The organism is Mucilaginibacter kameinonensis (genome assembly GCF_003675385.1).
Taxonomy (GTDB): domain Bacteria; phylum Bacteroidota; class Bacteroidia; order Sphingobacteriales; family Sphingobacteriaceae; genus Mucilaginibacter; species Mucilaginibacter kameinonensis.
The window spans coordinates 597,620-624,030 of sequence record NZ_RCWZ01000004.1 but is presented as its reverse complement, the minus strand read 5'-3'; the positions used below and the strand labels follow the sequence as shown (position 1 = coordinate 624,030).

The window sequence follows — 26,411 nt, the reverse complement described above, 5'->3', positions numbered from 1 at the left end:
CTCACGATCGGATCAATAAAAATTAGAATCGACGATATGGAAAACACTGATCTAAAAACAAAATTTAAAGCTCCATTGGAGTTTTTGTCTGCTGTTAGTGCGAAATGCCCCAAATGCCGGATCGGGAAGATGTTTAGCACGCCTATCTATAATTTCGGCGGCCAGAAGATGAATCCGGAGTGCCCGCATTGCGGTTTTCATTTCGAAATTGAACCCGGTTATTATTATGTCGCGATGTTTGCCAGCTACGCACTGAATATTGCTGAAATGGTTACATTGGTAGTGGCCGTTTACGTGTTAACGGACTCCCGTAGTCCCTGGATTTATTCAGGTTTGTTAATTGCGAATTGCATTATTTTAGCACCATTTAATTTCCGGTATTCCAGGGTGGTCTTGCTCTACTGGTTAACCCCTGGAATTCACTTTGAAGCCTGGAGGACCGAACAAAAGGAAAACGAGAAGGGTATTTAACAAGCCGTGCCGGGATAAAATCAATTTGCCGGTCAGGCTTTATTACAGTTACAATTAATTATGGCCTGGCCTGCAATGGTTATTTCTTTTTACTGTGATCATCGCCTACAGATAAAAGGTTAACAGCCTGCAGTAAAACTTTTGTAAATATGCAGGTCTTTCCAGTTCATCAATCACAGCCACCGAAAAACCTTTCACCGGAATAAAATTTGCTCCACTAGCGTTTTTAACCGGTTTATGGTTACTTAACAGTATTATTGCCCGAAGTTCCCGGCCTATTTCTATTGGGAGAATGAGTGCGGTTTGTCCGAGATTTTTTTCCTTTCCCGGTTTTTTAGATCATCCCGATATTTTATTATTTAAGTTTCCCTCTCTTACTTGGACAAATTAGTCATTTCTTTCGTGCGATCGCAGGTAATTGGAAATAATACCTCGATACGTTAATGAGGCTACTCGCAGCTGGGGAAATAGACGGGCGGCAGGACAACCTTTACGGCTGGCCGCTTACCCGCCAAATCCAGTATTTGCGTTCAAAATCAGTACAGGTATATTTGAGTTTTCCGTTATTTCCGCAGTAACGCTGTGGTGTGTAACATGGTAAAAGAAACCGTGTTCCCCGGGGATTGCAATAATTAATTGACTTGGGTGGTCTGATATAAAACTCCTGATCCCTTCTAAAGGTTCCTGATCTGAGTTCAGGTTCCGTATATCATGATAATCTTTAAAAGCGGCGTTATTTTTTTGACCTGTATCCAGGCCGCCCTTCAACTCTACTAAATCATCCTGCTCTCCTTTTAGTTTTAAAAAGATCAATTGCGGTTTGTTGATAAAAACATCAGCTTTCGTTACTAATTCCAGCCGATTGGCATTATTTGAATTATAGGGTACCAATACCTCACGAATTCCTTCATAGGATGCTTTTTTAGGGATGATCAGCACCGGAATTGTACTGGCTTTGGCGATTTTGATCAGGTGGTCTCCAATGTATGCTGCTGTTTCATCATTAAAATTGCTGCCCATAACGATCAGATCAGGAGATTCATGCTCTACCAGTTCCTGCAGAGATGAAAGAAGCGGCAAACGGGAGATTTTAAAATACAGCTCAACTCCATCTTTTAACGCCTTTTTCAAATCCGGCCGGATTTGTTCAAATTCATTCATCAGCCAGTCCTCGCGTTCTTCCTGGCTGTCTGGTTGTGCAGGTAAAAAATCAGGGGAAGGAAAAAACTGTTCGAACTGAGAAACATGCGCGTTTGCCATTAATACAATTTCCCGGGCATCGGAATCGTTCGTAAGTGCGGCCGCGTATTTTGCTGCGTTGACAGCTGAGGGGGTGAAATCTATAGGGATCAATATTTTTTTCATAGGAGTTGATTTGATGATCATTGTTTATATGGAAATAATCGTTAATTCAAGGTTATATCTCTTAAGCAGGCGTTTCTAAAGTTTCCGTCGGTGAGGCGCTGCTGATCAAAAGTGATGGCAAAAAATATAATTGCACAACTGTACCTCCATCATTGTAAATGGACAATTTTCCTCCCAGATCCTTAGTTAACCCTTTGACGAGCAGCAATCCGAAAGAACTGTTTTCATTGGATGTTTTTTGAATAAAGCCGCTGCCATTATCCCGGATAGTCATTTCCAATTCTTTTCCGGTTTTTTTCAAGGCTATTTTGATAACAGGATGGCTATCCGACGATTTTAATTTGAAGGCATGTTTGATCGCATTGGTAACACTCTCATTGATAATCAAGCCTATTGGAACAGTATCTGCCACATCCAGTTGAAGGTCATCAACTGAAACTTCGAACCATACTTTCTGGTCTTCTATAAAACTGTCTTTTAAATAGGCTACTAATTCATTAATATATTCCGGCATATAAATGCTGGATTGGCTATCGGATTTATAAAGCTTTTGATGGATCAGCGCAATGGATTCCACCCTGCCCTTACTTTTTAAAATCGCATCGAGTGCAGCGCCTTCTTCCAGATAAGCCGACTGGGAATTTAAAAGGGATATTACGATCTGCAGGTTGTTTTTAACCCGGTGGTGAACTTCCTTCATCAAGAAATCATTTTCATTAAGCAGCCTTTGCAGTGATTTGTTTTTACGTGCGATAAGGAGATTACTTTTTCGGCCATAGACATATTGCCGGTAAATCAGTCCGGCGATGATCAGGATAAAAATGGAAATGATCACCACGATGTTCCTGGTTGTACTGACAGCCTTAAGGGTTGCCCGTTCCAGGTTTTGTTGATCCGTTAAATTGATAATTTTTTGTTGCTGAAGCTTGTTTTCATTATCCCTGCGCTCTACCTGGTACTGCATTTCCATTTCCCGCACCTGCCTGTTCCGCGTATTATTGTATACGGTATCTTTTAGAGCGTTTAGTTGGGATAAATGACGCGTTGCGTTCTCGAAATCTTTCCTTGCTGTATCTAATCTGATTCGTCGGTTAAGATAGGAGATATGCATGGCCGCGTTCTTTGGTAACCTTGTTAAGATCCTTTTCCAATCGTTCAGTAAAACATTACCTTGATTAAACTGACGCGAATTGATACAAAAGGTGGTCATTCCATTATAATATTCCCCCAGGTTTATATCTTCCATGATGATCTTCTGCCGGATCATCCGTGTAAGAGTATTGAAATATTTTTGTGCCTGATCATCTTGTTTCAGGTCATCGTAATTCTGTAACCTGGCTAGCAAGCGGGTACCTATCGGCGAATTATTATCGTCGGGATATTCCTTTTCTAATCTGTCCAGCAGTTGCAGCCCTTCTTTCGGCCGGCCCAGTCTTGATAACGCACGGATGCTGAACAATGCCATATCGTAAATATGAGCAGCATTGATTCTCCCCATTGGGACTGTCATTATTGCATCTTGGCTGTAGTTCAAGCTATGCTGATAATCCTTTAAACGGTAAAAGACTACGGAAGCTGAATGTTTCATGAGCGCTACCTGTAATGAACGATCTCCGGGGGCGGTAGCCCGAAGTGCATTTAAAATGTTTTCCAGTTGTTTTTCATAATTGGTCTGACGGCGATAGTATTGATAATACAGCATATACAATTGCTGCCAATCTCCTGACCGCGCTTCCTGATATAAACGTTTGGCGGAGTCCAGTTCTGTTAAAGCCTGAGGATCATCTTTCAGATAGATTCTCAGATCGGCCATTAACCGCATACAATCCCCAAGTTTTCTTTTATAATTGGTTTTGCTGAATTCCGCGGCTGCCAGTTGAATGAGTCGCAGCTTTTTAGGAACGGTTGTATCCGAAAGCGGAATCCTGTTCATCTGTTCAGAATAAGAAGTGCCTAAAAGCACAGGCACTTTTGCCGTCTTCAGATAGGAAATCGCTCTTTCCAGCGTAGCATCAGCTACACTTTTTTGTCCGATTTCGTTTTGATATCCTGCTAAGACAAGGTAATAGAACCCGTTCCGGTCAGGAGATGGAGATTGTTTTAATATCCGACCGGCGTTGGAGAGGTAGTTTTTTGCGCTGTCCAGATCGGTTTTTAACTCCCCCGGTTTCAATACCTGGTACCAGGCTAGCCGCATCAGTTTATCGAATTTATCCGTGTCCGTTTTTTTACTTTGTAGCTCAGATTTCAGAATCTCTGATTGCTTAGCCGTCAAAATGTTGTCCTGTGAAAAAGCTACATTTTGAAACAGCAGGCATGTGAAGATGGTTACATAAATAACGGGGATTGACCCTTTTGATTCGTGACTACTCGCTTTTATTAGTGTATTGCTGCTGATCTTCAACGGAGTTTAATACTAGGTTAAGCACCAAACAATCGAATTTTTAACCAAAATTCAAATAGTTATAAATCAGCATGTTGTTTGGATTTTGATCTTGAAACTTTACGGTATTTCGTATTTTAATTGATTGACGTAATGTTATTCCGCTTTTCAGTAACAAATTTCCACCTGCATTTTCAGCCAGGTTCATATGGAATTGTATGCATCATTTTGGACAGTTTAAAAAATAGGAAAACACCTTTTGTAGCCTTGTGTATGATTATTCACTCCCGAACATATATCCCGTTTCGTGCTTGGCTTCTGACATCACGAAAAAGCTTTGCATGTTACCTACGTCAGGTAATTTCGACAGTTTCTCAATCAAAACTTTATTATATTCGTCCATATCCCGGATCGCGATCCTGAGCAGAAAGTCGAAGGCCCCGGTCATATGGTAACACTCCATTACCTCAGGAAGCTTTACCGAAGCGTCCATGAATGCTTTCAGGCTTTCCTGGGAATGCTCTCTCAGGTGCACCTGGGTATAAGCAATAAGGCCTTTTCCGACCATTTTGTGATTAATGATGGCCGTATAGCGCTGGATATAACCTTCATCCTGTAACTTCCTGATCCTGGCGTGAATGGGTGTAATGGACAGGTTCAGCGAATGGGCGATCTCCTTATGGGTAAGCCTGGCGTCTTTTTCCAGTAATTTCAAAATGCCCAGGTCGATTTTATCCAGTCGGTGTTCGGTCTTTATCATAATTGTTGTTCAGGTTGGATTAAGTTGAAACTTTCCGCTTTTTCGACCATTTTTTTTGATCCGATGAAAATTGGGGAACGCTGATGTAGTTCACTGATCTCAAGTTCAAGTATCCTGTCCCGGCCGTTGGTCGCTTTTCCCCCCGCCTGCTCGATAAGAAAAGCCATCGGGTTACATTCGTATAGTAGGCGTAGTTTACCAGATGGAGCGCCGGACGTCAACGGGTAAATAAATATCCCGCCTTTAATGAGGTTGCGATGAAGGTCAGCGACCATGGAGCCGATATAGCGGGAGGCGTAGGGCCTGTTTGTCTGCGTATCCTCGACCTGGCAATACTTGATGTAGTCTTTTACGCCCTGTGGGAAATGAACATAATTGCCTTCATTGATGGAATAGATCGTCCCTGTTTCCGGGATCTGCATGTTGGGGTGGGAGAGGCAGAACTCCCCGATAGAGGGGTCGAGAGTAAAGCCGTTAACGCCCCTGCCGGTCGTGTAAACCAGCATGGTGGAGGAGCCGTAAATAATATAGCCTGCGGCAACCTGTTCTGTTCCCCTTTGCATAACATCATCTAAACCAGGGCCGCCATCACTTGATTTTCTCCGGTAAATGGAAAATATGGTCCCTACGGGCACATTGACATCGATATTTGATGAGCCATCCAAAGGATCGATCGCCACGATATATTTGGCATTTTTGGACACATCTGTATCGAGCCTGATAATGTCCTCGTTTTCTTCTGAAGCGACGATGCAGCATTCGCCGCCGCTTTTAAGCGCGGAGATAAATTGCTGGTCGGCATAAAGGTCCAGCTTTTGCTGCTGTTCGCCCTGGATATTGGTAATTCCGTTTTTGCCGAGGATATCCATCAGTCCGGCTTTGTTTACTTCCCGGTTAACGATCTTGGCGGCGATCCCAATGTCCCGCAGCAAGCGCGACAGCTCGCCTTTGGCGTAAGGGAAATCCGCTTGTTTTTCAATGATAAACTGGCCTAAAGTAACTACTCTGGACATTGGCTTAGTGTAAATTGTACGGTTTGTTTTTGGTTAACTGGTGGAGCCAATTTAGTTATTAATGTGCTTTTTATGCAAATCTATGGCCATGAAACCGGGTTTTGGATACGCTTTTTCCGGTCTCGGATAGTGTATCAGGGATGTCTTGAAAAGCTCTTTTTCCTGAAAGTGCGAAGTTTTATGTCTTAAAAAAGGCATAATGTATTTTAAAATGAGGTTTTACAGTCATGTTTTCCAAAGTCTTGCGGTACTGTGGTTTTAATGACCAAAAGCGGCAACCTTTGCCTCTGAAAACGGTGCAACCCGCGACGCTTTCATCAAACCAATGACCAATTAAGCCGGACTGACGGGAAACCGTATTTGACAGGATGGGATACCGGGTATCTCCTTTAAACGGCGTTACTAATGCAAAACCTAACAGCAACAGATGAAAAAAGACAGGATTCTAATTATTGGTGCCTGCGGCCAGATCGGCACCGAGCTAACGATGGCCTTAATGAAACGGTATGGCCCTGAAAATATCATTGCGGCCGATATTCTTCCCGAAGTTCCGGGATGGAAGAACTACATCTGTCTTGACGTGCTGGATCATGTGCGGCTGAAAGATGTGGTCCGGGAGTGCAGCGTAACACAGATTTACCTGCTGGCCGCCATGCTTTCCGCAAAGGGCGAAATGCAGGCTGATACCGCGTGGAAACTGAATGTGCAAAGCCTGCTGTCCGTTTTGAAGATCGCCGGATCGAATGAAGTGGAGAAAGTGTTCTGGCCGAGCAGTATAGCCGTTTTCGGTCCCGGGGCACCCAGGTACAATTGCCCGCAGCATACCGCCGCGGAGCCTAATACAGTATACGGGATCAGCAAGAAGTCCGGGGAATACTGGTGCAACTATTACTTTGAAAAACATGGCGTGGATGTCAGGAGTATCCGCTTTCCCGGGTTAATTTCCCATGCTGCTGCACCTGGAGGCGGTACGACCGACTATGCGGTTGAGATATTTCATGGGGCACTGGAAAATGGCCGGTATGATTGTTTCCTGGAAGAAGATAACTGCCTCCCGATGATGTACATGCCGGACGCTGTCAGGGCGATCCTTGAATTGATGGATGCCCCCAGGGAAAGGATCAGTATCAGGACATCTTATAACCTATCGGCAATGAGCTTTGCCCCCTGCGACCTGGCCGCGGAAATCAAAAAACACCTGCCGGACTTCAGGATCAGCTATGTGCCGGATTACCGGAACGCGATAGCCTGCGGATGGCCTGGAAGCATTAAGGATGACGAAGCACGGCTCGACTGGCAATGGCGGCCTGAATATGACCTCAAAACGATGACTACGGACATGTTAGAGCGTCTGTCTGAGAAAAAAGGCGAGGGCCTGCCGAAGCCGTCCATGGCAAAACAGGAATACCCCGATTTTCCGATCGATAACTATGTATTCACCCCTTCTGTTTAATATATGCGGAACCTGCAAATTACCCCCAATATTGCCCACCGGGACAATGCTTCTGTTGAAATCTACTTCAGCGAAATAAACAGGGAGGGCCTGATTAACGCAGATGAGGAAGCGAATCTGGGTGCAAGGATAAAACAAGGTGACAAAGCCGCCCTTGAGCGGCTGGTCCGGAGCAACCTCCGCTTTGTGGTTTCGGTGGCAAAAAAATATCAGCACCAGGGGTTGCCGCTGAGCGACCTGATCAGCGAAGGGAATTTAGGCCTGATCAAAGCCGCGCAACGCTTTGATGAAACAAGAGGCCTCAAATTTATTTCTTTCGCGGTATGGTGGATCAGGCAAAGTATTGGCGCCGCGATTATCGAGAATGCCCGGATGATCCGTTTGCCGATGAATAAGATCCATGAGATTACCAGGATCAACAGGGCGATCGCGGAGATCGAGCAGGAGACGCTGAGGGAGCCAACAACTGAGCAACTTGCGCAGCATTTACAAAGATCAAAGGAACAGATAAGGGACGCTTTATATAGTGCTCCCTGGACTTTCTCTTATGACATGCGTTCCGGCGACGAAGATGTTACTTTACTCGACCGGCTCCCGGAGGATGTGCCGGCGCCCGATCATATATTAATGGCCGAGTCGGAGCGTACCGTCATGGACGAACTTCTTTCCGGCCTGTCAGACCGGGAGCGGAAAATCATCGAATTGAGTTATGGTATAACCGGCGGACATGAAATGAACCCGACGGAAATATCCAAACAGCTGGACATGAGTGCCGAGCGGATCAGGCAGCTGCGAAATACAGCAATTTATAAACTTAGAGCTTCTGTCAAAACGCGGACCGATGCGGCAGATATTAATTAACGATTCGATCATCATCCTTCACCAGGTTTTGCAGATATGAAACATCATTTATCAACAGGCATCATATCAGGCGTCATCGCTTTGGTTATCGTCAGTCTGGCCGCTATTTCCCTTTTCCGGCGTTACCGGAAATTTAAAAAGAAGTACAAAGATGATTTTGAGGGTTGGATTTAACAAATACAGATATGGTCTATTCATTCTTGAAAAATAGGGTTCACTACCAGTCACCCACCGATCAGTTAGTTCGGCAAATTCTGGAAAGAGGGGAGGGTGCATTAAGCAATACGGGGGCGCTGCTCATCCGTACGGGGGAATTTACAGGTCGTTCACCGGATGATAAGTTTATTGTTCGGGATGCCGAAACGGAAGATACCGTATACTGGAACAGGTTTAATAACGCTATGCAAACAGCATGCTTCCTGGCGCTGGAAAAAGATCTTCTGGCCTACCTGGAACTTAAGGGGGAGATCTGGATGCGCGATGTTTTCGCCTGTGCCGACGAAAAATACCGGTTGCCGATCCGCATTATCAGTGAACTGCCGGCATCCAGTCATTTCGCCGCGAACATGTTTATCAGCCCGCAGCCGGGCGAACTTTCGGGGATGAAACCTGAATGGCAGGTCATCCACGCCCCCGGCTTTAAAGCGAACCCGCTGAGGCATGGCACCAGGAAAGGCAATTTTACCGCTGTTTCCTTCAGCGATAAGAAGATCCTGATAGGCGGCACCGGCTATACCGGGGAAATCAAAAAGGGTGTGTTCACGATATTGAATTACCTGCTGCCTTTACATCATGGCGTGCTACCGATGCACTGCAGCGCGAATGTGGGAAAATGGGGCGACACGGCTTTGTTTTTCGGGCTCAGCGGTACGGGTAAGACGACACTCAGTTCGGATCCCGCCAGGGAGCTCATCGGAGATGACGAGCATGGCTGGGACGAAGCCGGGGTCTTTAATTTTGAAGGCGGCTGTTATGCGAAGATCATTGAACTGTCGGAGGAGCGGGAACCCGAGATCTATTCGGCAGTCAGGACCGGGGCACTGGTGGAAAACGCGGTATTCCTGCCGGGGACGAACGGGATCGACTTTAAATCCCGGGAAATCACGGAAAATACGCGCGTCAGTTACCCCTTAAATTATATCTCCAATGCCAGGATCCCTTCAGTGACGGGAATACCGCAAAATATATTTTTTCTGACCTGCGATGCCTATGGTGTTTTGCCGCCGATCAGCAAGCTGACGCCGGAACAGGCGATGTTTTATTATATCAATGGATATACCGCGAAGGTTGCCGGGACCGAGGTTGGTGTCATGGAGCCTCAGATAACTTTCAGCTCCTGTTTTGGTGCACCGTTCCTGCCCCTGCATCCCGATTTTTACGCCGGCATGTTCAGGACCAAGATTGAAGAGAGCGGGGCCTCAGTCTGGATGATCAACACAGGCTGGACCGGCGGACCCTACGGAACCGGTCACAGGATTTCCCTGGCCTACACCAGGGCCATGCTTTCTGCCGCATTGGGCGGCGAACTCGAAGAAGTCGTTTTCATCTGCCACCCACTCTTCGGGCTTTGGGTGCCGCAGCTTTGTCCCGGGGTGCCTGCTGAATTGCTAAATCCGCGTGACACCTGGGAAGACGCTTTGGCCTATGACCGGTCGGCGGTTTCGCTGTTAGCACAGTTTGCAGGAAACTATGAAAGAAACCGTTCCCCTTCTGCGCAAACAGCTGGTACATCCCTTTGACAGGCCTGGTGTAACCGGATTTTATACTGGTGTATCTGTCCAACCTGTTTATATGGTTAAGCAAAAACATCCGCGCTATAACCGTTGATTTTCTATTTTATTAAGAAAAAAGGCCCGTTAAGGGTCTTTTTATATCTCTCGGTCGTAAAAGACAGGAGAGCGCTAAAACGGAGGACCGACCACAACGACAACGCTTAACTGATTGGCGGCTGTTACACTTGTCTGGAGAACATCGAGGCGGGGCGTTGCCTAAGTTGTCAATACCTGCAATTCACATTCCCCGGAATCAAAAAATATTCATTAAATAAAATCCTCATCCGCCTCGGATCATATCGGAGTTTTTCTCCGCTCCGGATATCAACCTTTGTTATGTAATTCTCCAGATGCAGAATTACATCAATATGTTTTTACAGCAATTTAGAATTATGTAACATGGGAAAGATCATCACGATTGCCCACCAGAAGGGTGGGGTAGGAAAGAGCACGATAGCCATCAACCTGGCCTTGTGTTTTCGCGGCCAATTGAAGGTTGCCCTCGTCGATTCGGATTTACAGGGCAGTATATATCATGTCAGGGACGATTTTCCGGGTTTGGATATTTTATTGGCAGAGCAGGTCAGCGTGATCCCAAAACTGGATTATGACCTCGTTATCGTCGATACCCCGCCGTATTTATCCAACAAGCTGGCCGATCTTTTTTTGATTTCAGATTTTGTGCTGGTGCCGACAAAGCCGGGCTTCTTTGATGTGATGGCTATCCGGGCGACCCTGGCCCTGATCAGATTCGCGCAGGCTAAAAACCCGGCCTTGAAAGCCGGGATTGTTTTGAATATGGTCAAGCCCCGGTCTGGTGTGACCAGAGATGTAACCGCGTTGCTGGAAAGCCTCGGCACCCCGTTATTGGTGACCATGATACATGACCGTGTGAGCATCACCAGGTCCGCGATTACGACCGGGGTCATTAACGGGACCGATGTGAAAGCCAAAAATGAGCTTACCGCGCTGGCCGGCGAAATCGTTGACCTGATCAGCGCATAAATCAGTAATCATGTAATTGTGGATTTATGCAGTTATGCACCTGCAGTAATATGTATTTGGAGGGATTTGCATTCCTGTAAATGCAGGATTATGTATTTATAGGATTATGCGTTTACAGAATTATGCAATGATGTAATTACAATAATGGTTACTGCCTGATGCATTGTTGTAATGATTTAAAAGGGGATTGGCGACATGGAAGATTACAAAAACAAGCTGGGCAGCCTCGCTGATAAATTGAAAAAAGAACCGGCGAAAACACCCGTGCAGGAAGTCCGGCCGGTAAAAGAACTGCCGGCTGACAAGGAGGAGGAAGCGCAATTGAATACCTGGATCCCTAAAAGCCTTCTGAAACGGATGCGGTCCTATGGAGTAGACCAGGACCTTTCTTTAAAGGCGATCAATATCCTGGCCCTGACGTATTTTCTTGATGCCAGATCACCGCATCCTGAAAAGTAAACGTCTTTTGCAGGGTTCCGTCAGGTAATTGAGGATAGTGAAAAAATGAGGATTGGCATATGACCGGCGAATTTGGGCAAGGGATTAAACCGCTGTTTTTCTGCGGTTAGCAAGATGTACGTTTGTGTCACAAACGGATCTTGCCCTTCCTTCCGGAGTCAGTCCGGGGGAGGGGATCAAACGCTCCGGAGTCGGTCTGATCATGATGGATTGTTATGGAAGAGAAAGCAGAAAACAGGTGCCGTTGGCTGAACATACGGCTGAAGCCCGAGGAATATAAAATACTGGAAGCACGCCTGGGAAAAACAACTTTCCAAACCATGAGTGAATACCACAGGGCGCTTTTGATGGGCAAGCCGGTAACCGTGCTGACCCGAGACCAGTCTATGGACGAGTTACTGCAGGAGTTGGTCCTCCTCCGGAAAGAGCTGAACCCGATCGGCAATAACCTCAACCAGGCCGTCAGGAATATCAATGCCGCACATGGTTTCCCGGATCATCGGCTCTGGTCGTCATTGCTTGAAATTATCCATGGAAAACTGGAGCCCGCCATGAACGAGATCCGGGACCGCATGAAAAATTACGCGGACTTATGGTTGCAAAAATTAAAAGCGGAAAAAGCCTGACCGGCGCGCTGAACTACAATGAGCGCAAGGTGAAGGAGGGGAAAGCGGACCTGCTTGAGGCCCGGGGATACCTCAAAGACGCACATGACCTTTCCTTTGATGATAAGCTGTACCGACTGAAAGACCAGGCCGGGAAAAACCTGCGAGTACAAACCAATACGGTGCATATCTCGCTCAATTTTGATCCGGACGAAAGGCCTGACAGTCATACCCTGGTTTCCATAGCCGATGCCTATATGAAAGGGATCGGTTTTGAAGATCAGCCTTATCTGGTTTACCGGCATACCGATGCAGGGCATCCCCATATCCATATTGTATCTACCAATATAGAACCCGACGGCAGGAGGATCAGTTTGCATAATCTCGGAAAAAATCAGTCGGAACAGGCACGGCAGGACATAGAGGACAGGTTTAGCTTAGTGAAGGCCGGCTCAAAAAATAAGGACCTGAAGCCGGAAAAGATTGATCTCGTTCCAGTACAATATGGCAAACTGACATCTAAAAGAGCGGTTACGAATGTCGTCAGCGAGGTTGTCCGGACTTATAAGTTTACCAGCTTGCCGGAACTCAATGCTGTTCTTAATCAGTTTAATGTTATGGCAGACCGGGGCGGAAAGGCCTCGGTGATGTTCGCCCGCAAAGGGCTCCATTATTACATCCTGGGCAGCAGGGGTGAAAAAATCTGCGTACCGATTAAGGCCAGCGCGATCTACGGCAAGCCGACGCTGAGCAGGCTGGAGAAAAACTTTGTGCTGAATGAAGTGCTGAGGCGCCCGTTCAGGGATAGGCTCCGGGAAAAGATCGATCGGAGCGCCCCGGGATGCGGTTCTATCGCCGGACTCCAGAAGCAACTCCGGGCCCTTGGTGTTCAGGCGGTGGTCAGGAGCAACGACGATGGCAGGGTATACGGCGTAACCTTTGTTGACCATGAATTTAAAGCCGTGTTTAACGGAAGCGACCTTGGTAAGCAGTACAGTGCTGCAGGAATTATCAGCCGTCTGCAGGCGGAGCCGCGTGTCGAGGGACAGCGGGAAAATGTTTCCGGAGTTCCGGGAAAAAACACGTTAAGCTGGCCTGGTTTTACCGAATCAGGGCAGGGGCCGGCGGGGAATTTGCTTTTAGAGCTGCTGTTGCGTCAGGAAAACCAGCAAACAGGTGTTCCTCAGGAGTTCCTGCAAAAAAAGAAAAGAAAGAAACGTAAAAGGTTGAATTTATAAGATGTTATTATGCAAACCGGAGAAAACGAACAGGCCTTACGGAAGATCATCGATTTTACCAGGCTGCTAAGCATTACGATTTTAATCATCCATTTTTATTTGTGCTGTTACCCGGCGTTTACTGATTGGCAGTTCACCTGGCCCCTGGTCAATAAGGTATTGTTACCCATATCCCGGATGGGTGTTTTTAAAACGGTGCTTTACGCAAAGCTTGCCGCACTGCTGCTGTTGCTCGTTTCCCTGATCGGTAGTAAAGGGAAAAAGGATGAAAAGATCCGTAAACAGACCATTTGGGGCTATGGACTGACAGGTCTGCTGCTGTATTTTATGAGCAACCTAATGTTAGGTTTGTCAGGGAAGCCGGTGTTCATTGCAATAATGTATATGGGTTTATCAGCTCTCGGCTATGGTTTTATGCTGGTCGCGGGTTCTTTATTGTCACGCCTGTTGCATATCAGTCTGGCAGGAGATATCTTTAATAAGGAAAACGAAACCTTTCCGCAGGAGGAACGGAAACTTGAAAACGAGTATTCCGTCAACCTGCCTGCACAGTACCGCCTGAAAGGGAAGAAAAGGCGCAGCTGGATCAACCTGATCCAACCCTTCGCCTCAACGCTGATCGCGGGCCGGCCTGGCGGGGGCAAATCCTATTTCGTGGTGCGCCATATTATCACGCAGCATATCCGGAAAGGGTTCGGTATGCTGATCTATGATTTCAAGTTCGACGACCTTTCGGTGATCGCCTATAACGCGCTGATGAAATACGCGGGCAATTACAATGTCAAACCGACCATCTGGTTCATTGATTTTGACAGGATCAGGCACCGCTGCAACCCTATTGAGCCCGGGAGCATGGATGACATTACCGACGCGATGGAGTCGTCGCGGACCTTTATGCTCGGCCTCAACCGCGAATGGATCAAAAAGCAGGGCGACTTTTTTGTAGAATCACCTATCAACTTTGTAACTGCCCTGATCTGGTTCCTGCGGAAATACGAAGGCGGCAGGTATTGCACGCTGCCGCATGTCATCGAGTTGGCCCAGGTGGACTATAAATACCTGTTCGCGCTCCTGAGAACGGAACCGGAGATCGAAGTGCTGATCAATCCTTTTATCTCTGCCTGGCAAAATGAGGCCTATGATCAGTTGGAGGGGCAGGTTGCCAGCGCCAAGATCAGCATGGCCCGTCTGGTATCCCCGGCATTGTATTATGTGCTGTCCGGTAACGATTTTACCCTGGATCTGAATAACCCGGAGGCCCCGAAGATCATTTGCATGGGTAACAACCCGCTGAAACAGCAGGTATACGGCGCGGTGCTGAGCCTTTATATTTCCCGGACAATTAAACTGGTTAATCAAAAAAGCAAGTTGAAGTGTAACCTGATCTTTGATGAGTTCCCGACAATTTACTTCAACAATATGGACAGCCTGATCGCCACAGCGCGCTCAAACAAAGTCGCTACCACCCTGGCCGTTCAGGATTATAGCCAGCTGAAAAAAGATTACGGCAGGGAACAGGCCGAGGTGATCATGAATATTGTGGGTAATGTCATCTGCGGGCAGGTCTTCGGGGATACGGCCAGGCAATTAAGCGAGCGGTTCGGCAAGATCATGCAGGAAAGACAAAGCATAACAGTCAACAGCCAGGATATGTCGGTAAGCAAATCGATGCAGTTGGATTTCGCGATTCCGGCGTCTAAAATATCGACCCTGTCTTCCGGGGAGTTTGTGGGCATGGTGGCGGATGAACCCGGGAACAAGATCGAATTGAAAGTTTTTCATAACGAGATCATCAATGACCACGAGGCGATCAAAGCGGAAGAAGAGAGATACCAGAAACTACCGGAGATCAGGCAGCTCAAGCCGGAGGTACTGATGGAAAATTACCTCGCGATCAAAAGGGACATCGAGCTGATCGTCCAGAGGGAGTTGAGCAATAGGGAATAGAAACAAAATAGCCCGGGCCATTTTTTACCCGGACTGACCCAAAACAGTTTTTTTAATTATTGTGCGTTCTTTTTTTCTGTTACTTCTTTACGGATGTCCGTCGCCAGTACTTTTAAGGATTGCATCGCGTTTCTCAGGCGGGTACCTGCAGCCTTATTACCTTTTTCATAAAAACTTGCCGCGTCAGCTTCTGCTGCGGCAATCACTTCTTTTAACTTGTTGAAATTTTCCATTGCTTTTTCTTAAAGGATCAAAACTAATTAATTCTTTGAAATCCCGCATTTTTACAACTAAGGAGAGTAAAAGGTTGTATATACAACCGGGTGTTTATAACAAGATTACTTTCCGGCCCCTGTTTGGTTTTTTAATTAAACAGGCGGTTGTTGTTGTTTAACAGGTAAATATGAAATAATGATACGCCTGATATTACAACCTATTTGTCACTGTTTTATCGTTCGTCCATGCGCTTACTTTGTTTCATCAAATGTAAGCGCATGATCACTCCACATATTCGTAATCCCCATACCAGGATCTATCAAATTGTCGTAGAAGCAGTTTCCGGTTTATTGGTGTTACTTTTCATTTACACGGCTGTCAGTAAACTGATCGGTTTCGAAGATTTTAAAAGGCAGATGTATAACCAGACCCTGCCCCGGGAAGTCGCGGCACTATTGATCTGGACGCTGCCCGGATCTGAAATACTGACTGCCGTTATGCTGATATTCAGGCGGACAAGAAAGCCCGGTCTGTATATTTCGGCTGTTTTGATGCTGTTGTTCACCGGCTATATCTCCTTGGTGCTGCTCCATTATTTTAGCCGGATCCCCTGTTCCTGCGGCGGCGTGATCAGGGCGCTGGGCTGGAAAATGCATCTGGTCTTCAATGTTTTCTTCTTGCTGTTGAGTCTACTCGGTATATATTTCATCGACAGGGAAAGGAGCGTAATTGGCAAAGAGTGACCTCTCTACATTGCTTCACTGATAACACAGTGCTGCCAGCGGAGCACAGGCGGAGCCGAAAACCTGAAAACAGAGTAGGCATAAACTTCAATTTTCAAGCTTTCGCTTTTTATTTAATTAAACAATAATCATTATGAAACGTCTAAAATTAAATTTCGCAGCTATCGCCCTTTTAGCAGGCACCGGATCGGCTTTTGCAACCGTATCCGCCAAACCTTTTTTAACCAACCTTTACAACGACACCAATACCCCGGGTGCCCATAACTGGCAACCGATCCCCGCCGGAAAGACTGTAAGCTGTGACGCCGATGCGCGGTTTGACTGTACAGGGACCCAGGCTACCCCAGGAGGTGCCATTACGGTGACCCAGACAGGGCATGCTACATTAAACTAACAAAAAAAGCCGCGGTTAAGCCACGAATGGTCGGAAGAAATTCCGGCCATTTTTTATGTTTTGAAAAAGAGCCCTGGATCACCTCCGCATTGAACAACGATCAAAGCAATGGCCAAGTCCCTTACTTCCATTGCAAAACGTCTTTTGGAAGTTTTATAGCCTTGTTTATTTCCTTTTTTGTAGATCAATACCAGCATGCTTGTTATCAAAGTCATATATAACATAACCTGCAGGCCGTTTTTATTAAGGGAAACCAGGTGACTTACATTGAGTTCCTGTTTGAGGAACCTAAAAAAGACCTCGATGTCCCAACGTCTGCGGTAAGCTTGTGCGATATCTTTGGCTGATAAATCAAACTCATTGGTTAACAGCCAGTACTCTTTACCATGATCAGATTTACTTTTTACTATAACCAGGCGAAAAGGATGATCGACCAGTATCTCTATGTAATGTTTGTTTTCGCGATTGTTGATTACAGGCATGCCTGTATAAAGTCGTACAATGCTATCCCGAATCAGAACGGACTCGCCCATATCCATGTCCTGTCCTTCGGTGATCCGATCCTCGAGTAGTTCAAACTTTCTGTTCTCTTTTGCACGGCAGATGAATGTTACTTTATCTTCACTGAATGCTTTCATTGTCCGGGTAGATTGAAGCCCCCGGTCCAATATATAGATATTCTGATGCCCGGATTCTTTTTTTACATGCGAGATGACCACCTCCGGTAATGCATTGTCTTCGTTACCATATTTTGGATCCGTAAACACATGGGACAGCCCGGGCAGTATGCCGTCAAAAGCAAGGCTATATTTGACGGCTTTCTTGCTGCTGCCGGGATTAACTATACCTTCAGTTAACTTACCAGCAGTTTGACTCACTATTGTACTGTCTACACGGATCAGGTTATACTGTTTTCTTTCCGTTAAAGTATAAGCTGCGGAAAACTGCTCGTAAATATATTCATATATCTGCCTGAAATAGTCAGGGTCAACCTTTGACAGCCTTTCTGAAATAGAGCTTCGGCGTACCTTTTCATCTTCATCGAGGTTGAAAAGTATCTTAAACACCGAATCGTTGAAAGTATCTTCTAATGTTCGCTGACTAAGCCTGTCATTGTCCAAAATGCCATAGAGCAGCAAATAAAACAATTTGTTGCCGTGTAGAACCTTTGCATAATGATCGATCTTGGTCGTGACCGACAAATTTGCTATTAGCGCTTCGGGAATGAAGCCTAAGAGCTGTTTTACCGTGACGTTGTGGTCTTTGAAAATACCCATCTCTCATTGATTTACAGTATTTAATATACTTAAAATCAACAAGAAAAACAAGTAAATATTTGATAATCAAATGATTAAATAAAAAAAGAAAAACCTGTAAATAAAAAAGTCGGAAGAAATATTCTTCCGACCATTCGTGCGGTTAAGCGGCTTTTTTTTATTGGGTTAATGCTTCTTTGATCTCAGCGATCAGCTTACCTTGCCCTCCTTCCGTATCCGGGCGTGTCGGGTCCATCCTGATGATCCTGCCGTCTTTCCCGATCAATAACAGGTGGGGATAACTGCTCGTTAAATTGTACTTTTTGATAAACTGGTTGTTGGTGCCGGTGCCTGCAGTATACAGGTAAAGTGTTGAAGGCGTCGTGTAATGCGTATAGCCGCCTTTGATGGTTTGTGCGGGATCAATACTGTTCATCCATACCTTTTTATCTTTGTCTATGGACAGGCTGACAAACAGCACGTCTGGATTGTTTTTAAATGCTTCTTCAACGCCCGGGAGTGCTTTTGCCACCTGGATACATCCTGAACATCCGGTAAACCACATGTCCATAAACACGACCTTGCCCCGGAATTTGGCCATACTAAAAAGACGGCCGTCCTTATCCGGGAAATTAAAGGTACTGATGGTGTTACCTTTACCAAACTGGTCCTGAATGTGGACCAGCAACCGGTTATAGACGGGTGTTTTAACCGTTAATATTGCATCCGAGAGCACGGAATCACTGAGCAGGGAAAAACCCAGTTCCTTGACCAGGTGTGCCGTGATGACCTTGTCCCGAAGGTAGCCCGGCGTGCCTTTTTTCAAATGTTCATAAAGTGAGGGGGCCTGGGGGATCGAATTGAATTTTTGATAGGCGAAATCAGCTTCTTCCCGGCTGAGCAGATATAAAGCATAGTAAGCGGAGGAGCGGAGGAAGTCTTCATCTATCGTATCCTTGGGGCGCTGGTAATATCCGTCTTTATAAAGCTGGTCCATTTGGGTTTCCAGTTCCGGATTCCCCGAGCTTCTGCCGAAATCTGAAAAACGGAAAAAATCATACACCAGTTTCCGGTTGGCAGCGATCACATCGGCCTTTGAGACGAAATATTCCTTGGTGCTCAACCTGTCTTTGATCAGGTCGAGCTGATGCAGGTGGTAAGCTAATTTTTCATCTAAATCGGCCAGGTGTTGCTCAGGGTGCTCGTAGGAGTTGACCTGTTCCTGGCTGTCGCTAATGCGGCGCTCATCCGCATTCATCCTGTCGTGCCACCAAAATTTCAAACTGCCCCGTCCGGAATAATTTACCTTCTTGGTCAAGGCATCATAGACAACGTGGATGCTGTCCCCGGGCTCGATGTAGTATTGTAAAAATATCGCGGGATTGCCTGCCGCACCGGAGGTGAGTGTGACGTAGGTCGACCGCAGGAGCGTGGGCAGGACGATTTTGAAGCGTTTCCCGGATGTAGGTGCGGAAACGGACGTATCCACGGTCAGGCCGGAATTACCGGAACCGAACTCCCTGGTGAGCTCAACCACCATCAGCGTATCCCCGGCATTTAAGAATTCTCCTTCAATAATGGTGGTTTTTTCGGCATGGCTGGTATTCGTTATTGGGGTTTGTCGCTGCGCGTAGCCCGATAGTGCGCCAAGCATGATCAGGCAGATCACGATGAACTGTTGTTTAATTTTCATTGAAATTTTATTTAAGGTTTATTAACGTGGGTTTTGCTGGATCCCACTGGTGGATATGACTTCGTCAGGTATCGGGAATACATACTTATTATCATTGGGCGCTAACGTGTAATTTTGGTCTTTGACGGTCCGTACCAGTGTTTTTGCAAACTGCGGGTCCTGGTTCAGGCGCCTGAGGTCGGTCCATCGCAGGTCACGGTATACCAGCTCTTTCCTTCTTTCCAATAGGACCTGTCCGAGGGCATCGGAGGCGCCGCTTGCAGTCAGCGGGATAAAGGAGCCTGTTTGATAACGCATTTGAAGCAGGGCGTTCAGGTCAGCCATAGCCGCTTCGGGGTGGCCTGTCCTTGCGTAACACTCCGCCCTGATCAGGTATTGTTCGTCGGTGGCCAGCCCGGAAAATGGCAGGCTGGTTCCGGTATAAGATCCCCTGAAACGGTAAATATGGTTGCCGCTGTCGTTGAAGAAGAGCTTTTTTCTGAGGTCGTTGCCGGAATAGGTTTTGTAAAGGGCGGTATCGATGCCCGTCAAACTGGCTGTTCCGTTGAGCATGCCATTGTTGATCAGTACTGCATAAAAGATGACTTCATCCGTGCCGTTCCGTAGCGCGACAGGCATCGGAAAGGCTGCGGAAGGTGCCAGGGAATTGTAGTCCAGCAGCTTCGGGCCTCCCTGGAGGCTTTGGTTAGCATAGGTCAATGCCTGGTCATAGTCCTGCATGGTCTGGTACACCCTCGCCAGCAACGCATCCGCTGCAGTTTTTGTTGGCCGGGTTTTGAAGGCCGTATTGGCAGGGAGCAGATTATGCGCCTGGTTAAGGTCAGCAATGATCTGTTCATAGGTCTGGCGGAGGGTAGATCGGACAGTTTTGTCATTGACATCGGAGCTCAGCCGGAGCGGTATTCCCGGGTCAGCCTGCGCGGAAGCGGGATTATAGGGTGGGGCAAACTCCTGGGCGATGTTATAAAAAGCAAATGCCCGGTAAAAGTATGCCGCCCCCCTGAGCTCGTTCAGCTGTGTTATTGAGGCCGCGCCTTTAAAATCTTTTAAGCCATCCAGTACAATATTGGCATAAAATACCTGCTGATAGGGCCTGGTCCAATCAATTCCGCTTGTGCTCTGAAAAATGACCGGTGCCCATACATAGCTGTTTTGAATTTCCACCGATTGCCCGGCCAGGCCGTTGGAAGGCGTGTAGATATCATCCGAACTTATGGTGGACAGGTATGGCGAATAGTTCATGACCGAATTACTGTTGTCCAGCAGGGACTGGAAGTCTGTCAGCGTCTCCGGGACCAGCAAGGCCTGGTCAGGCTTTTGTTCCAGAAAACCTTTCTGACAGGCGGACAACGCGATGACGAGGCCGATAATGATATATGGAAATGTTTGTGTTTTCATTTGAATCAGCTAAGGGTTTATAAATCAATTTTTACACCGAATGCGACGGTCCGGGGGGGCGGAGGGCTTTGCGGGAAATCCGGGTCCAGGCCGAAATGGTTGGCTTTCCAGAGAATTCCCAGGTTATTGGCGTAGGCATAAAAGTGGACCATGGAAAAGGGCAGGCCTCTGATCTGCTCCCTGCTGAGGTCATAGCCAAGGCTGATATCCTGGAGCCTGATATGGTCGCCTTTGGCGACCAGCGCGGAGGAGGTCGAGTAGAAGAAGTCCCTGAACCCGTCCGCTGTCGCCGGCATAGACGGGACATAAGTGCGCATTTCATCGCCCGGTTTCTGCCATCGTTGGGCGTAATCCCCGCTGCCGCCCAGGCCGGTAAGTAAGTTGGCATACAAAATGGAATTCTTCCGGAAATAGTAGCCCAGCCGGTAACTGATATTAAAAGAAAGGCTAAGCCTATCATAGGAAAACGTATTCCGGAGCGAGCCGAATGAAGTTGGAATAGCCGAGCCATTATAGACCAGGTTGTCATAATTCGTCCCGCTGGTAAGCGCATCGTAATTTTTGCTTACCTGGTTGTTGAGGTACCCCTGGGGATCACCATTCTGCGGATCGAGTCCGGCCCAGCTCCGGCTGTAGATGCCGAAAAGCGGTTTGTCCCGGTAGGGTATCCCCTGTGCGATAGTCAGGGAATAGGCTGCGGGCACTACGGTATAATCCGTTACCACATCGTTTACGTGACTGTAAATAAAAGTCGTCAGCCATTTGAATTTTCCGTCCAGGTTCCTGGTGTTGACCGTAATGTCAAAACCATGCCCCTTCGTATCGGCATTATTGCCTGTGAAGGATGATATCCCGGATGTAGGGTCAAATGCCGAGCGGCCGATCAGGTCGTAGCCATTTTTATGGTAATATTCGATGGTCCCGCTCACCCTGCCATTTTTGCTGCTGAAGTCGGTCCCGATATTGATCACTTTTACCCGCTCCCACCTCAGTTCCGGGTTGGGCGGGTTTTGGACACTGGAATAGGGAAGCCCGGTGTTGGGGAAATAATTATAGGAGGTCGAGGGTATCGCCGTCGTATAGGCCGACAGTCCTTTAAATACGTTGCCGTTGTATCCGAAACTTGTCCTTAATTTCAGGTAAGGCAGCCATCCAGCATGGTAAAACTGTTCGTTGCTTACATTCCAACCCGCCCCGAAACTGTACAGGGGGACGCCTTTTTGGTTTGTTTTTACGCCGAAGATATTACTTTGATCCAGACGCGCGCTTGCGGTCAGCAGGTAACGCCTGTCAAAAGTGTAACCCGCGTTTGCAAAATATGACCTGTACCGGTCAGTAAGCCTGTTCTCATAATCATTGAAGGGCACACTGCCGGTGTAGCCGGGGTAAAGGAACAAAGGCAGTTCGGTATTGTAGGCGACGGGTTGTAAGGTGGCGTGCGCGGGGTCATACCCGTAATACCGGTTCGCGTCCGTCTGGGTTACGGATTGCTTCTGTTCAATGCCCGCGAGTGCATAAATTTCATTTTTCTGACCAAAAGTATGGGCATAGTTGAGTTGCCCGCGGATATTATAGGTCCTGACAGCTGTATTGGACTGGTCCAGGATCCCACCCAGGGGTATGCCGTAGGTGAGGGTTCCGTTTTCCGCTACCTGCGTATAGGAATTGATCAGGTCCCGGGTGTAATAAGTATCCTGGCTTTGCAGGTTCCTGCCGTCACTGTGGGTATATTCGTACTGGTAGCGTACCTCCGCGTTCAGCGATGGCAATACCTGGTACTTGAGGCTTATATTGATGCGGTAGCTATCGGAAATAATGTGGTTATTGATCAGGTCCAGTTCTTCAAGGGGGCGGTACTGCCAGTTGAGGAGCCCTTGCTGGGACACGCCCTGTACGAATTTGGCGTCGTAAAGGTTGACCACAGGAAGGGGGGTGCCCTGGTCATCGGCAAGCCGGGCGTAGGGGTAAAACGGTGAGCTCGGCGCGTTGGTATAGTTAAGGTTGTAGAGGCTGATATTGGGCTGTGAATTGGTCCTGGTGTAATATACAGCTGTACCCAGTTCCAGCTTTTTATGAAAGAAGGAATAGGTGTTATTGGCATTGACCGTAACCCGGTCGTAACTGTTCGCTTTGAAGCTGTTCAGGTTCTTGTCGTAACCCGCCGAAATAAAATAACGCTGGTCGTCCGATCCGCCGCTGATATTCAGTGTATGCTGCTGCGCTACACTGTTGCGGTAAAAATATTTATTCAGGTCGTTCCTCGTATCGTACTTTCGCAGCGCGTCGATCTGCGCACCGGCATCCGCCGAGGAGATCGCCCCGCTCTTTTCCTGGTACAACAGGTCCACGACCGGCGTCAGCGCGGCATGGTACGGTGACTGCTGCGTGCCATCATAAAAGCCCTGTGAAAAAAGCAGCTTTTCGATATCGATAAAGTCTGAAGAGGATATCTGGGATGTATAAAACAGGTCAGGCTTAGCACCAACCGTGACATTGGAACTGAGGGAGATCTGCACCGGCGCGTTCAGTTTTCCCTTTTTTAAAGTCAACACGATAACACCGTTCCCTGCCCTTGCACCCCAGATAGACGCGGCTGCCGCGTCCTTGAGGACGGTGACACTTTCCACATCGTTCGGGTTGATATTGTTGATATCGCCGTCATAGGGAAAGTTGTCCACGACGATCAGCGGACTGGCGTTGCCGTAGATCGTATTTTGTCCCCGGATATTAATGGAACTCTGGCTGGCGGTTCCCGGTCCCGTGGTGATCGTGTTCCGGTTGAAAAGAAGGCCGGGAACAACATCTTCCAGGCGGTCGAGTACGTTCGTTCCGATCCGCCGGTTCAGCAGGGCATTGTCGACCTTGGAAAACGACCCTGTTGCGCGTTCTCTTGAAATCGTTTGGTAACCGGTGGAAACTACGTTGATCTCCTCGATTTTTGATGAAACGGGTAAGAGTTTAATGTTTTGAAAAGTCATGCCCGGCGCGGCCTTGAAAGAATAAGGCAAAAAGCCGATATAAGTGATATCGATTTCGTCACCGCCCCGGGCATTGATCTGAAAGGTTCCGTCAGAGGCCGCCTGCACTGCATGCCTGTTCCGGGCCCTGATCGTTGCACCGGGCAAGGCCTTGCCGGCCGTATCCGTTACCCTGCCTCTAATGATAAGGGAATCGGCGCGCGCTTCTTCTTTCAGATCAGGGACCGGCTGTTTTTGGGGAGCTGACACAATGATGATCCTGTCCTGGACGGTGTAGGACAGGGGCTGGTATTCGAAAATCTTTTTCAGGGCAAGGGCAAGCTCTTCATTTTGGATCCTGATGGTAACCGGCCTGGCGGTTTTCAGGATGCCGTCCGGTAAAAGAAAATCGTAACCTGTCTGGTTGCTGATCTTTTCAAATACCTGGGACAGCGGTGTATCCTTCTCGGATAAGGTGACTTTTTGTGCGAATGATGTCGCGCTTACCTGAAGGATGGCCGTGATGAAAAGAAGGACCGTCAGCTTCATAACCAGCAGGAATTTGGGGGCGCGGCCAGGTGGCTGCACCAGGTTTTTAGGGTAAAAACTGTACATTTGTTGCGCATGGCTTTAAGCACCGTGCCTGTTCATTGTCGAGATGGGGGAGGCGCGGCGCGGTAAATAATAGTTGAATAAATTATTAGGTAGTCAGGCCTTAAGCCAGGTCACCGGTTGCTGCCGGTTTCCTGGCTTTAATTAACTAAACTGATCGTTAAACATTACTTCATAACGGTTACCCTCCTTCCTTCCGCTTTAAAGCGGACAGTTCCGGTTGCCTCAAGGGCCTTTAGCACCTGGCTTATATTTTTGTAGCGGGATACTTTGCCGTTCATCGCTTCTGTTGGAACGGGACCCTCGTAGCGGACTTCGATGTCGTACCATCTGGACAGTTGCCGCATGATGCTCTGGATTTTTTCATTATTGAAACGGAAATAACCGTTTTTCCAGGCGATGGCCTGTTGCGGGTCGACAGCGCGAATAGTCAGGCTGTTACCGGCCAGTAAGGATTGCTGCCCGGGGCTCAGGATTTTCGCGGCTTGCCTGGCCGACAACATAACCCGGACGCTTCCTTCCAGGAGCGTGGTCCTTACCGAGAGTTCGTCCGTAAAGGCGTTTACGTTGAAATGGGTGCCCAGGACCCTGATCTCCTGCTGCCCCGTCCTGACGATAAAGGGATGGGCCTTATCTTTGGCGACCTCGAAATAAGCTTCCCCGTTTAGTTGTACGATACGCTCTTTCTGATGGGCGAAGGAAGCGGGGTACGTAAACGATGAGGCGTTATTGAGCCAGACTTTGGTGCCGTCGGGTAGTGCAACGAACCATTGCCCGCTGTTCGGGGTAGTGATTGTATTGGAGAGGGTTTCGTCAACAGTTGTGGTTTCTCCGTTCCTGTAGGTTAATTGTCCGTTCGCGTTTTTGACGATCTGGATACCGCCTTGCGTAGCAAGCCGGCCGTTTGCTGCCCGGTTCAGGTCGATTCTTTTGCCGCCAGCCAGGGTTAGTATAGCTTTATTGGACCCGGGTGGTATATCATGGACGGCGGTTATGTTTTTTTCAGATGGGTTATCGAAAACGAGTTTTACGGTAACGGAGATCAATAACCCGATCAAGACGGCAGCCAGTGTGATCACTACACCTATTCTTAGGAAGGAGGATTCGTTCCCGGGGAGCTCACGGAAGATTCGTTTGCCGATAGCCGCTATTTTACGGGCAGGGAGGTCAACCTCATGTTCGTTATATTGTAAATACCAGCTTTCCAGTAAAGTTTTTTCTTCCTCGGTGCAGGTGCCTTCGTGGTATTTCTTAAACAGTACTTTGAGTTGTTCCTTTTCCATGGCCGTTTTTTAGCGGGTTTGTAGATATGACGGGAAGGGGAGAGGGAACCGTAAGAGGAAAATGAAAAAAAATGAACAGATTGTTACTTTTATTGATGTAGATTAGGTGAAGATTTTTGAATATAATTTTTTATGTTAATGAAAATCGTTGGGAAAACTTAACCTACAGGTATAACCAGGAGTCGGAAACAGCGGCCTGGCAGCAAAATTAAGATGAACAAGCAGGTGAGCTTATCAGGAATGAGTTAAGTATTTATAGCGTTGCCTCTGGCCTGGCTTTTGTTGCCAGTCTTCGCTTACATTTCGCGCTGGGGGGTTTTCTCGTCAATCTTTAACGCGGTTGGGCGAGATAGGGTTTTAAGAAATGGAGAAATCCGGTTTATTGGGGAATATTTTGTAAATAAGCATATGTATAGATACAGAAGACCTTTTGTTCGATCACAATCAGGGGATAGAGACTTTTGCTCATCGTTTTTAAAAAGGCCTGATCAACCATTCCTTTTTTGACGGCGATCCGACTAAATTCG

22 protein-coding genes are annotated in these 26,411 nt (G+C 47.4%); 12 read left to right on the top strand and 10 right to left on the bottom strand.

The genetic code is table 11. The annotated features are described in order from the left end of the window. The first annotated feature begins 36 nt into the window (after positions 1-36). Positions 37-471 (top strand): DUF983 domain-containing protein, encoded by a 435-nt coding sequence (locus EAH55_RS20785; protein ID WP_121811738.1) that lies wholly within the window; start codon positions 37-39, stop codon positions 469-471. 504 nt (positions 472-975) lie between these two features. Here the strand turns inward: EAH55_RS20785 and EAH55_RS20780 are convergent. The 4 genes from EAH55_RS20780 to fbp all read right to left on the bottom strand — a co-directional run bounded on the left by EAH55_RS20780 (position 976) and on the right by fbp (position 5,992). Next, on the bottom strand, positions 976-1,836 hold the full coding sequence (locus EAH55_RS20780) for a universal stress protein (protein WP_162996991.1): 861 nt from the start codon (positions 1,834-1,836) through the stop codon (positions 976-978). A gap of 61 nt (positions 1,837-1,897) precedes the next feature. After that, entirely contained in the window at positions 1,898-4,033 is a 2,136-nt protein-coding gene (locus EAH55_RS20775) for a sensor histidine kinase (RefSeq protein ID WP_162996990.1), read from the bottom strand. Positions 4,034-4,496: 463 nt separating this feature from the next. Continuing rightward, positions 4,497-4,979, bottom strand: coding sequence for an Lrp/AsnC family transcriptional regulator (locus EAH55_RS20770; RefSeq protein ID WP_121811361.1), 483 nt, complete (start codon positions 4,977-4,979; stop codon positions 4,497-4,499). Beyond that, on the bottom strand, positions 4,976-5,992 hold the full coding sequence (gene fbp, locus EAH55_RS20765) for a class 1 fructose-bisphosphatase (RefSeq protein WP_121811360.1): 1,017 nt from the start codon (positions 5,990-5,992) through the stop codon (positions 4,976-4,978). The genes EAH55_RS20770 and fbp overlap by 4 nt, the downstream gene beginning before the upstream one ends. A gap of 427 nt (positions 5,993-6,419) precedes the next feature. Here fbp and EAH55_RS20760 point away from each other — a divergent pair, with 427 nt between their 5' ends. From EAH55_RS20760 to mobC, 9 genes are all read left to right on the top strand, one after another. Next, positions 6,420-7,445: an NAD-dependent epimerase/dehydratase family protein gene (locus EAH55_RS20760; RefSeq protein WP_121811359.1), complete on the top strand. Its 1,026-nt coding sequence runs from the start codon at positions 6,420-6,422 to the stop codon at positions 7,443-7,445. A 3-nt stretch (positions 7,446-7,448) separates the two neighbouring features. Next, positions 7,449-8,306, top strand: coding sequence for a sigma-70 family RNA polymerase sigma factor (locus tag EAH55_RS20755; protein ID WP_121811358.1), 858 nt, complete (start codon positions 7,449-7,451; stop codon positions 8,304-8,306). A 36-nt stretch (positions 8,307-8,342) separates the two neighbouring features. Continuing rightward, positions 8,343-8,480, top strand: coding sequence for a hypothetical protein (locus EAH55_RS31030; protein WP_162996989.1), 138 nt, complete (start codon positions 8,343-8,345; stop codon positions 8,478-8,480). A gap of 11 nt (positions 8,481-8,491) precedes the next feature. Continuing rightward, positions 8,492-10,045: a phosphoenolpyruvate carboxykinase (ATP) gene (gene pckA, locus EAH55_RS20750; RefSeq protein ID WP_121811737.1), complete on the top strand. Its 1,554-nt coding sequence runs from the start codon at positions 8,492-8,494 to the stop codon at positions 10,043-10,045. Positions 10,046-10,477: 432 nt separating this feature from the next. Further along, positions 10,478-11,083, top strand: coding sequence for a ParA family protein (locus EAH55_RS20745; RefSeq protein ID WP_121811357.1), 606 nt, complete (start codon positions 10,478-10,480; stop codon positions 11,081-11,083). Positions 11,084-11,278: 195 nt separating this feature from the next. Then, positions 11,279-11,542: a hypothetical protein gene (locus tag EAH55_RS20740; RefSeq protein ID WP_121811356.1), complete on the top strand. Its 264-nt coding sequence runs from the start codon at positions 11,279-11,281 to the stop codon at positions 11,540-11,542. Between the two features lie 215 nt (positions 11,543-11,757). Further along, the gene (locus tag EAH55_RS20735) at positions 11,758-12,168 is read left to right on the top strand and encodes a plasmid mobilization protein (protein WP_121811355.1); all 411 of its coding nucleotides are present in this window, start codon (positions 11,758-11,760) and stop codon (positions 12,166-12,168) included. After that, positions 12,135-13,385: a relaxase/mobilization nuclease domain-containing protein gene (locus tag EAH55_RS20730; protein WP_121811354.1), complete on the top strand. Its 1,251-nt coding sequence runs from the start codon at positions 12,135-12,137 to the stop codon at positions 13,383-13,385. Before EAH55_RS20735 ends, EAH55_RS20730 begins: the two co-directional genes overlap by 34 nt. Before the next feature lie 9 nt (positions 13,386-13,394). Next, the gene (gene mobC, locus EAH55_RS20725) at positions 13,395-15,332 is read left to right on the top strand and encodes a conjugal transfer protein MobC (RefSeq protein ID WP_121811353.1); all 1,938 of its coding nucleotides are present in this window, start codon (positions 13,395-13,397) and stop codon (positions 15,330-15,332) included. Between the two features lie 56 nt (positions 15,333-15,388). Here the strand turns inward: mobC and EAH55_RS20720 are convergent, their stop codons facing one another. Then, entirely contained in the window at positions 15,389-15,565 is a 177-nt protein-coding gene (locus EAH55_RS20720) for a histone H1 (protein WP_121811352.1), read from the bottom strand. Between the two features lie 261 nt (positions 15,566-15,826). Here EAH55_RS20720 and EAH55_RS20715 point away from each other — a divergent pair, with 261 nt between their 5' ends. Both EAH55_RS20715 and EAH55_RS20710 read left to right on the top strand, forming a co-directional pair. Further along, positions 15,827-16,291, top strand: a complete 465-nt coding sequence (locus EAH55_RS20715) for a MauE/DoxX family redox-associated membrane protein (protein WP_121811351.1) — start codon at positions 15,827-15,829, stop codon at positions 16,289-16,291. Between the two features lie 133 nt (positions 16,292-16,424). Then, entirely contained in the window at positions 16,425-16,685 is a 261-nt protein-coding gene (locus EAH55_RS20710; RefSeq protein WP_121811350.1) for a hypothetical protein, read from the top strand. Positions 16,686-16,738: 53 nt separating this feature from the next. On the opposite strand, the gene EAH55_RS20705 is transcribed toward EAH55_RS20710, so the two are convergent. The 5 genes from EAH55_RS20705 to EAH55_RS20685 all read right to left on the bottom strand — a co-directional run bounded on the left by EAH55_RS20705 (position 16,739) and on the right by EAH55_RS20685 (position 25,884). Then, positions 16,739-17,962: an IS4 family transposase gene (locus EAH55_RS20705; RefSeq protein ID WP_121811349.1), complete on the bottom strand. Its 1,224-nt coding sequence runs from the start codon at positions 17,960-17,962 to the stop codon at positions 16,739-16,741. Positions 17,963-18,119: 157 nt separating this feature from the next. Next, positions 18,120-19,634 carry a TlpA family protein disulfide reductase gene (locus tag EAH55_RS20700; protein WP_121811348.1) on the bottom strand — a complete coding sequence of 505 codons (1,515 nt, stop codon included), beginning with the start codon at positions 19,632-19,634 and terminating at the stop codon, positions 18,120-18,122. A 21-nt stretch (positions 19,635-19,655) separates the two neighbouring features. Further along, a complete protein-coding gene (locus EAH55_RS20695) occupies positions 19,656-21,032 on the bottom strand; it encodes a RagB/SusD family nutrient uptake outer membrane protein (RefSeq protein ID WP_121811347.1) in 1,377 nt (458 codons plus the stop codon). A 17-nt stretch (positions 21,033-21,049) separates the two neighbouring features. Beyond that, a complete protein-coding gene (locus EAH55_RS20690) occupies positions 21,050-24,604 on the bottom strand; it encodes a SusC/RagA family TonB-linked outer membrane protein (protein WP_121811346.1) in 3,555 nt (1,184 codons plus the stop codon). A gap of 164 nt (positions 24,605-24,768) precedes the next feature. Then, positions 24,769-25,884, bottom strand: a complete 1,116-nt coding sequence (locus tag EAH55_RS20685) for a FecR family protein (RefSeq protein ID WP_121811345.1) — start codon at positions 25,882-25,884, stop codon at positions 24,769-24,771. Positions 25,885-26,411 lie beyond the last annotated feature (527 nt).

Excerpts from the sequence above, each read along its gene's own strand:
- EAH55_RS20735 (WP_121811355.1), top strand. The coding sequence starts at position 11,758 with ATGGAAGAGAAAGCAGAAAACAGGTGCCGTTGGCTGAACATACGGCTG.
- EAH55_RS20690 (WP_121811346.1), bottom strand. The coding sequence starts at position 24,604 with ATGTACAGTTTTTACCCTAAAAACCTGGTGCAGCCACCTGGCCGCGCC.
- EAH55_RS20685 (WP_121811345.1), bottom strand. The coding sequence starts at position 25,884 with ATGGAAAAGGAACAACTCAAAGTACTGTTTAAGAAATACCACGAAGGC.
- EAH55_RS20695 (WP_121811347.1), bottom strand. The coding sequence starts at position 21,032 with ATGAAAACACAAACATTTCCATATATCATTATCGGCCTCGTCATCGCG.
- EAH55_RS20745 (WP_121811357.1), top strand. The coding sequence starts at position 10,478 with ATGGGAAAGATCATCACGATTGCCCACCAGAAGGGTGGGGTAGGAAAG.
- EAH55_RS20710 (WP_121811350.1), top strand. The coding sequence starts at position 16,425 with ATGAAACGTCTAAAATTAAATTTCGCAGCTATCGCCCTTTTAGCAGGC.
- EAH55_RS20740 (WP_121811356.1), top strand. The coding sequence starts at position 11,279 with ATGGAAGATTACAAAAACAAGCTGGGCAGCCTCGCTGATAAATTGAAA.
- EAH55_RS20705 (WP_121811349.1), bottom strand. The coding sequence starts at position 17,962 with ATGGGTATTTTCAAAGACCACAACGTCACGGTAAAACAGCTCTTAGGC.
- EAH55_RS20770 (WP_121811361.1), bottom strand. The coding sequence starts at position 4,979 with ATGATAAAGACCGAACACCGACTGGATAAAATCGACCTGGGCATTTTG.
- EAH55_RS20720 (WP_121811352.1), bottom strand. The coding sequence starts at position 15,565 with ATGGAAAATTTCAACAAGTTAAAAGAAGTGATTGCCGCAGCAGAAGCT.
- EAH55_RS20730 (WP_121811354.1), top strand. The coding sequence starts at position 12,135 with ATGGTTGCAAAAATTAAAAGCGGAAAAAGCCTGACCGGCGCGCTGAAC.
- pckA (WP_121811737.1), top strand. The coding sequence starts at position 8,492 with ATGGTCTATTCATTCTTGAAAAATAGGGTTCACTACCAGTCACCCACC.
- EAH55_RS20755 (WP_121811358.1), top strand. The coding sequence starts at position 7,449 with ATGCGGAACCTGCAAATTACCCCCAATATTGCCCACCGGGACAATGCT.
- EAH55_RS31030 (WP_162996989.1), top strand. The coding sequence starts at position 8,343 with ATGAAACATCATTTATCAACAGGCATCATATCAGGCGTCATCGCTTTG.
- mobC (WP_121811353.1), top strand. The coding sequence starts at position 13,395 with ATGCAAACCGGAGAAAACGAACAGGCCTTACGGAAGATCATCGATTTT.
- EAH55_RS20760 (WP_121811359.1), top strand. The coding sequence starts at position 6,420 with ATGAAAAAAGACAGGATTCTAATTATTGGTGCCTGCGGCCAGATCGGC.
- fbp (WP_121811360.1), bottom strand. The coding sequence starts at position 5,992 with ATGTCCAGAGTAGTTACTTTAGGCCAGTTTATCATTGAAAAACAAGCG.
- EAH55_RS20780 (WP_162996991.1), bottom strand. The coding sequence starts at position 1,836 with ATGAAAAAAATATTGATCCCTATAGATTTCACCCCCTCAGCTGTCAAC.
- EAH55_RS20715 (WP_121811351.1), top strand. The coding sequence starts at position 15,827 with ATGATCACTCCACATATTCGTAATCCCCATACCAGGATCTATCAAATT.
- EAH55_RS20775 (WP_162996990.1), bottom strand. The coding sequence starts at position 4,033 with ATGCGGCTAGCCTGGTACCAGGTATTGAAACCGGGGGAGTTAAAAACC.
- EAH55_RS20785 (WP_121811738.1), top strand. The coding sequence starts at position 37 with ATGGAAAACACTGATCTAAAAACAAAATTTAAAGCTCCATTGGAGTTT.
- EAH55_RS20700 (WP_121811348.1), bottom strand. The coding sequence starts at position 19,634 with ATGAAAATTAAACAACAGTTCATCGTGATCTGCCTGATCATGCTTGGC.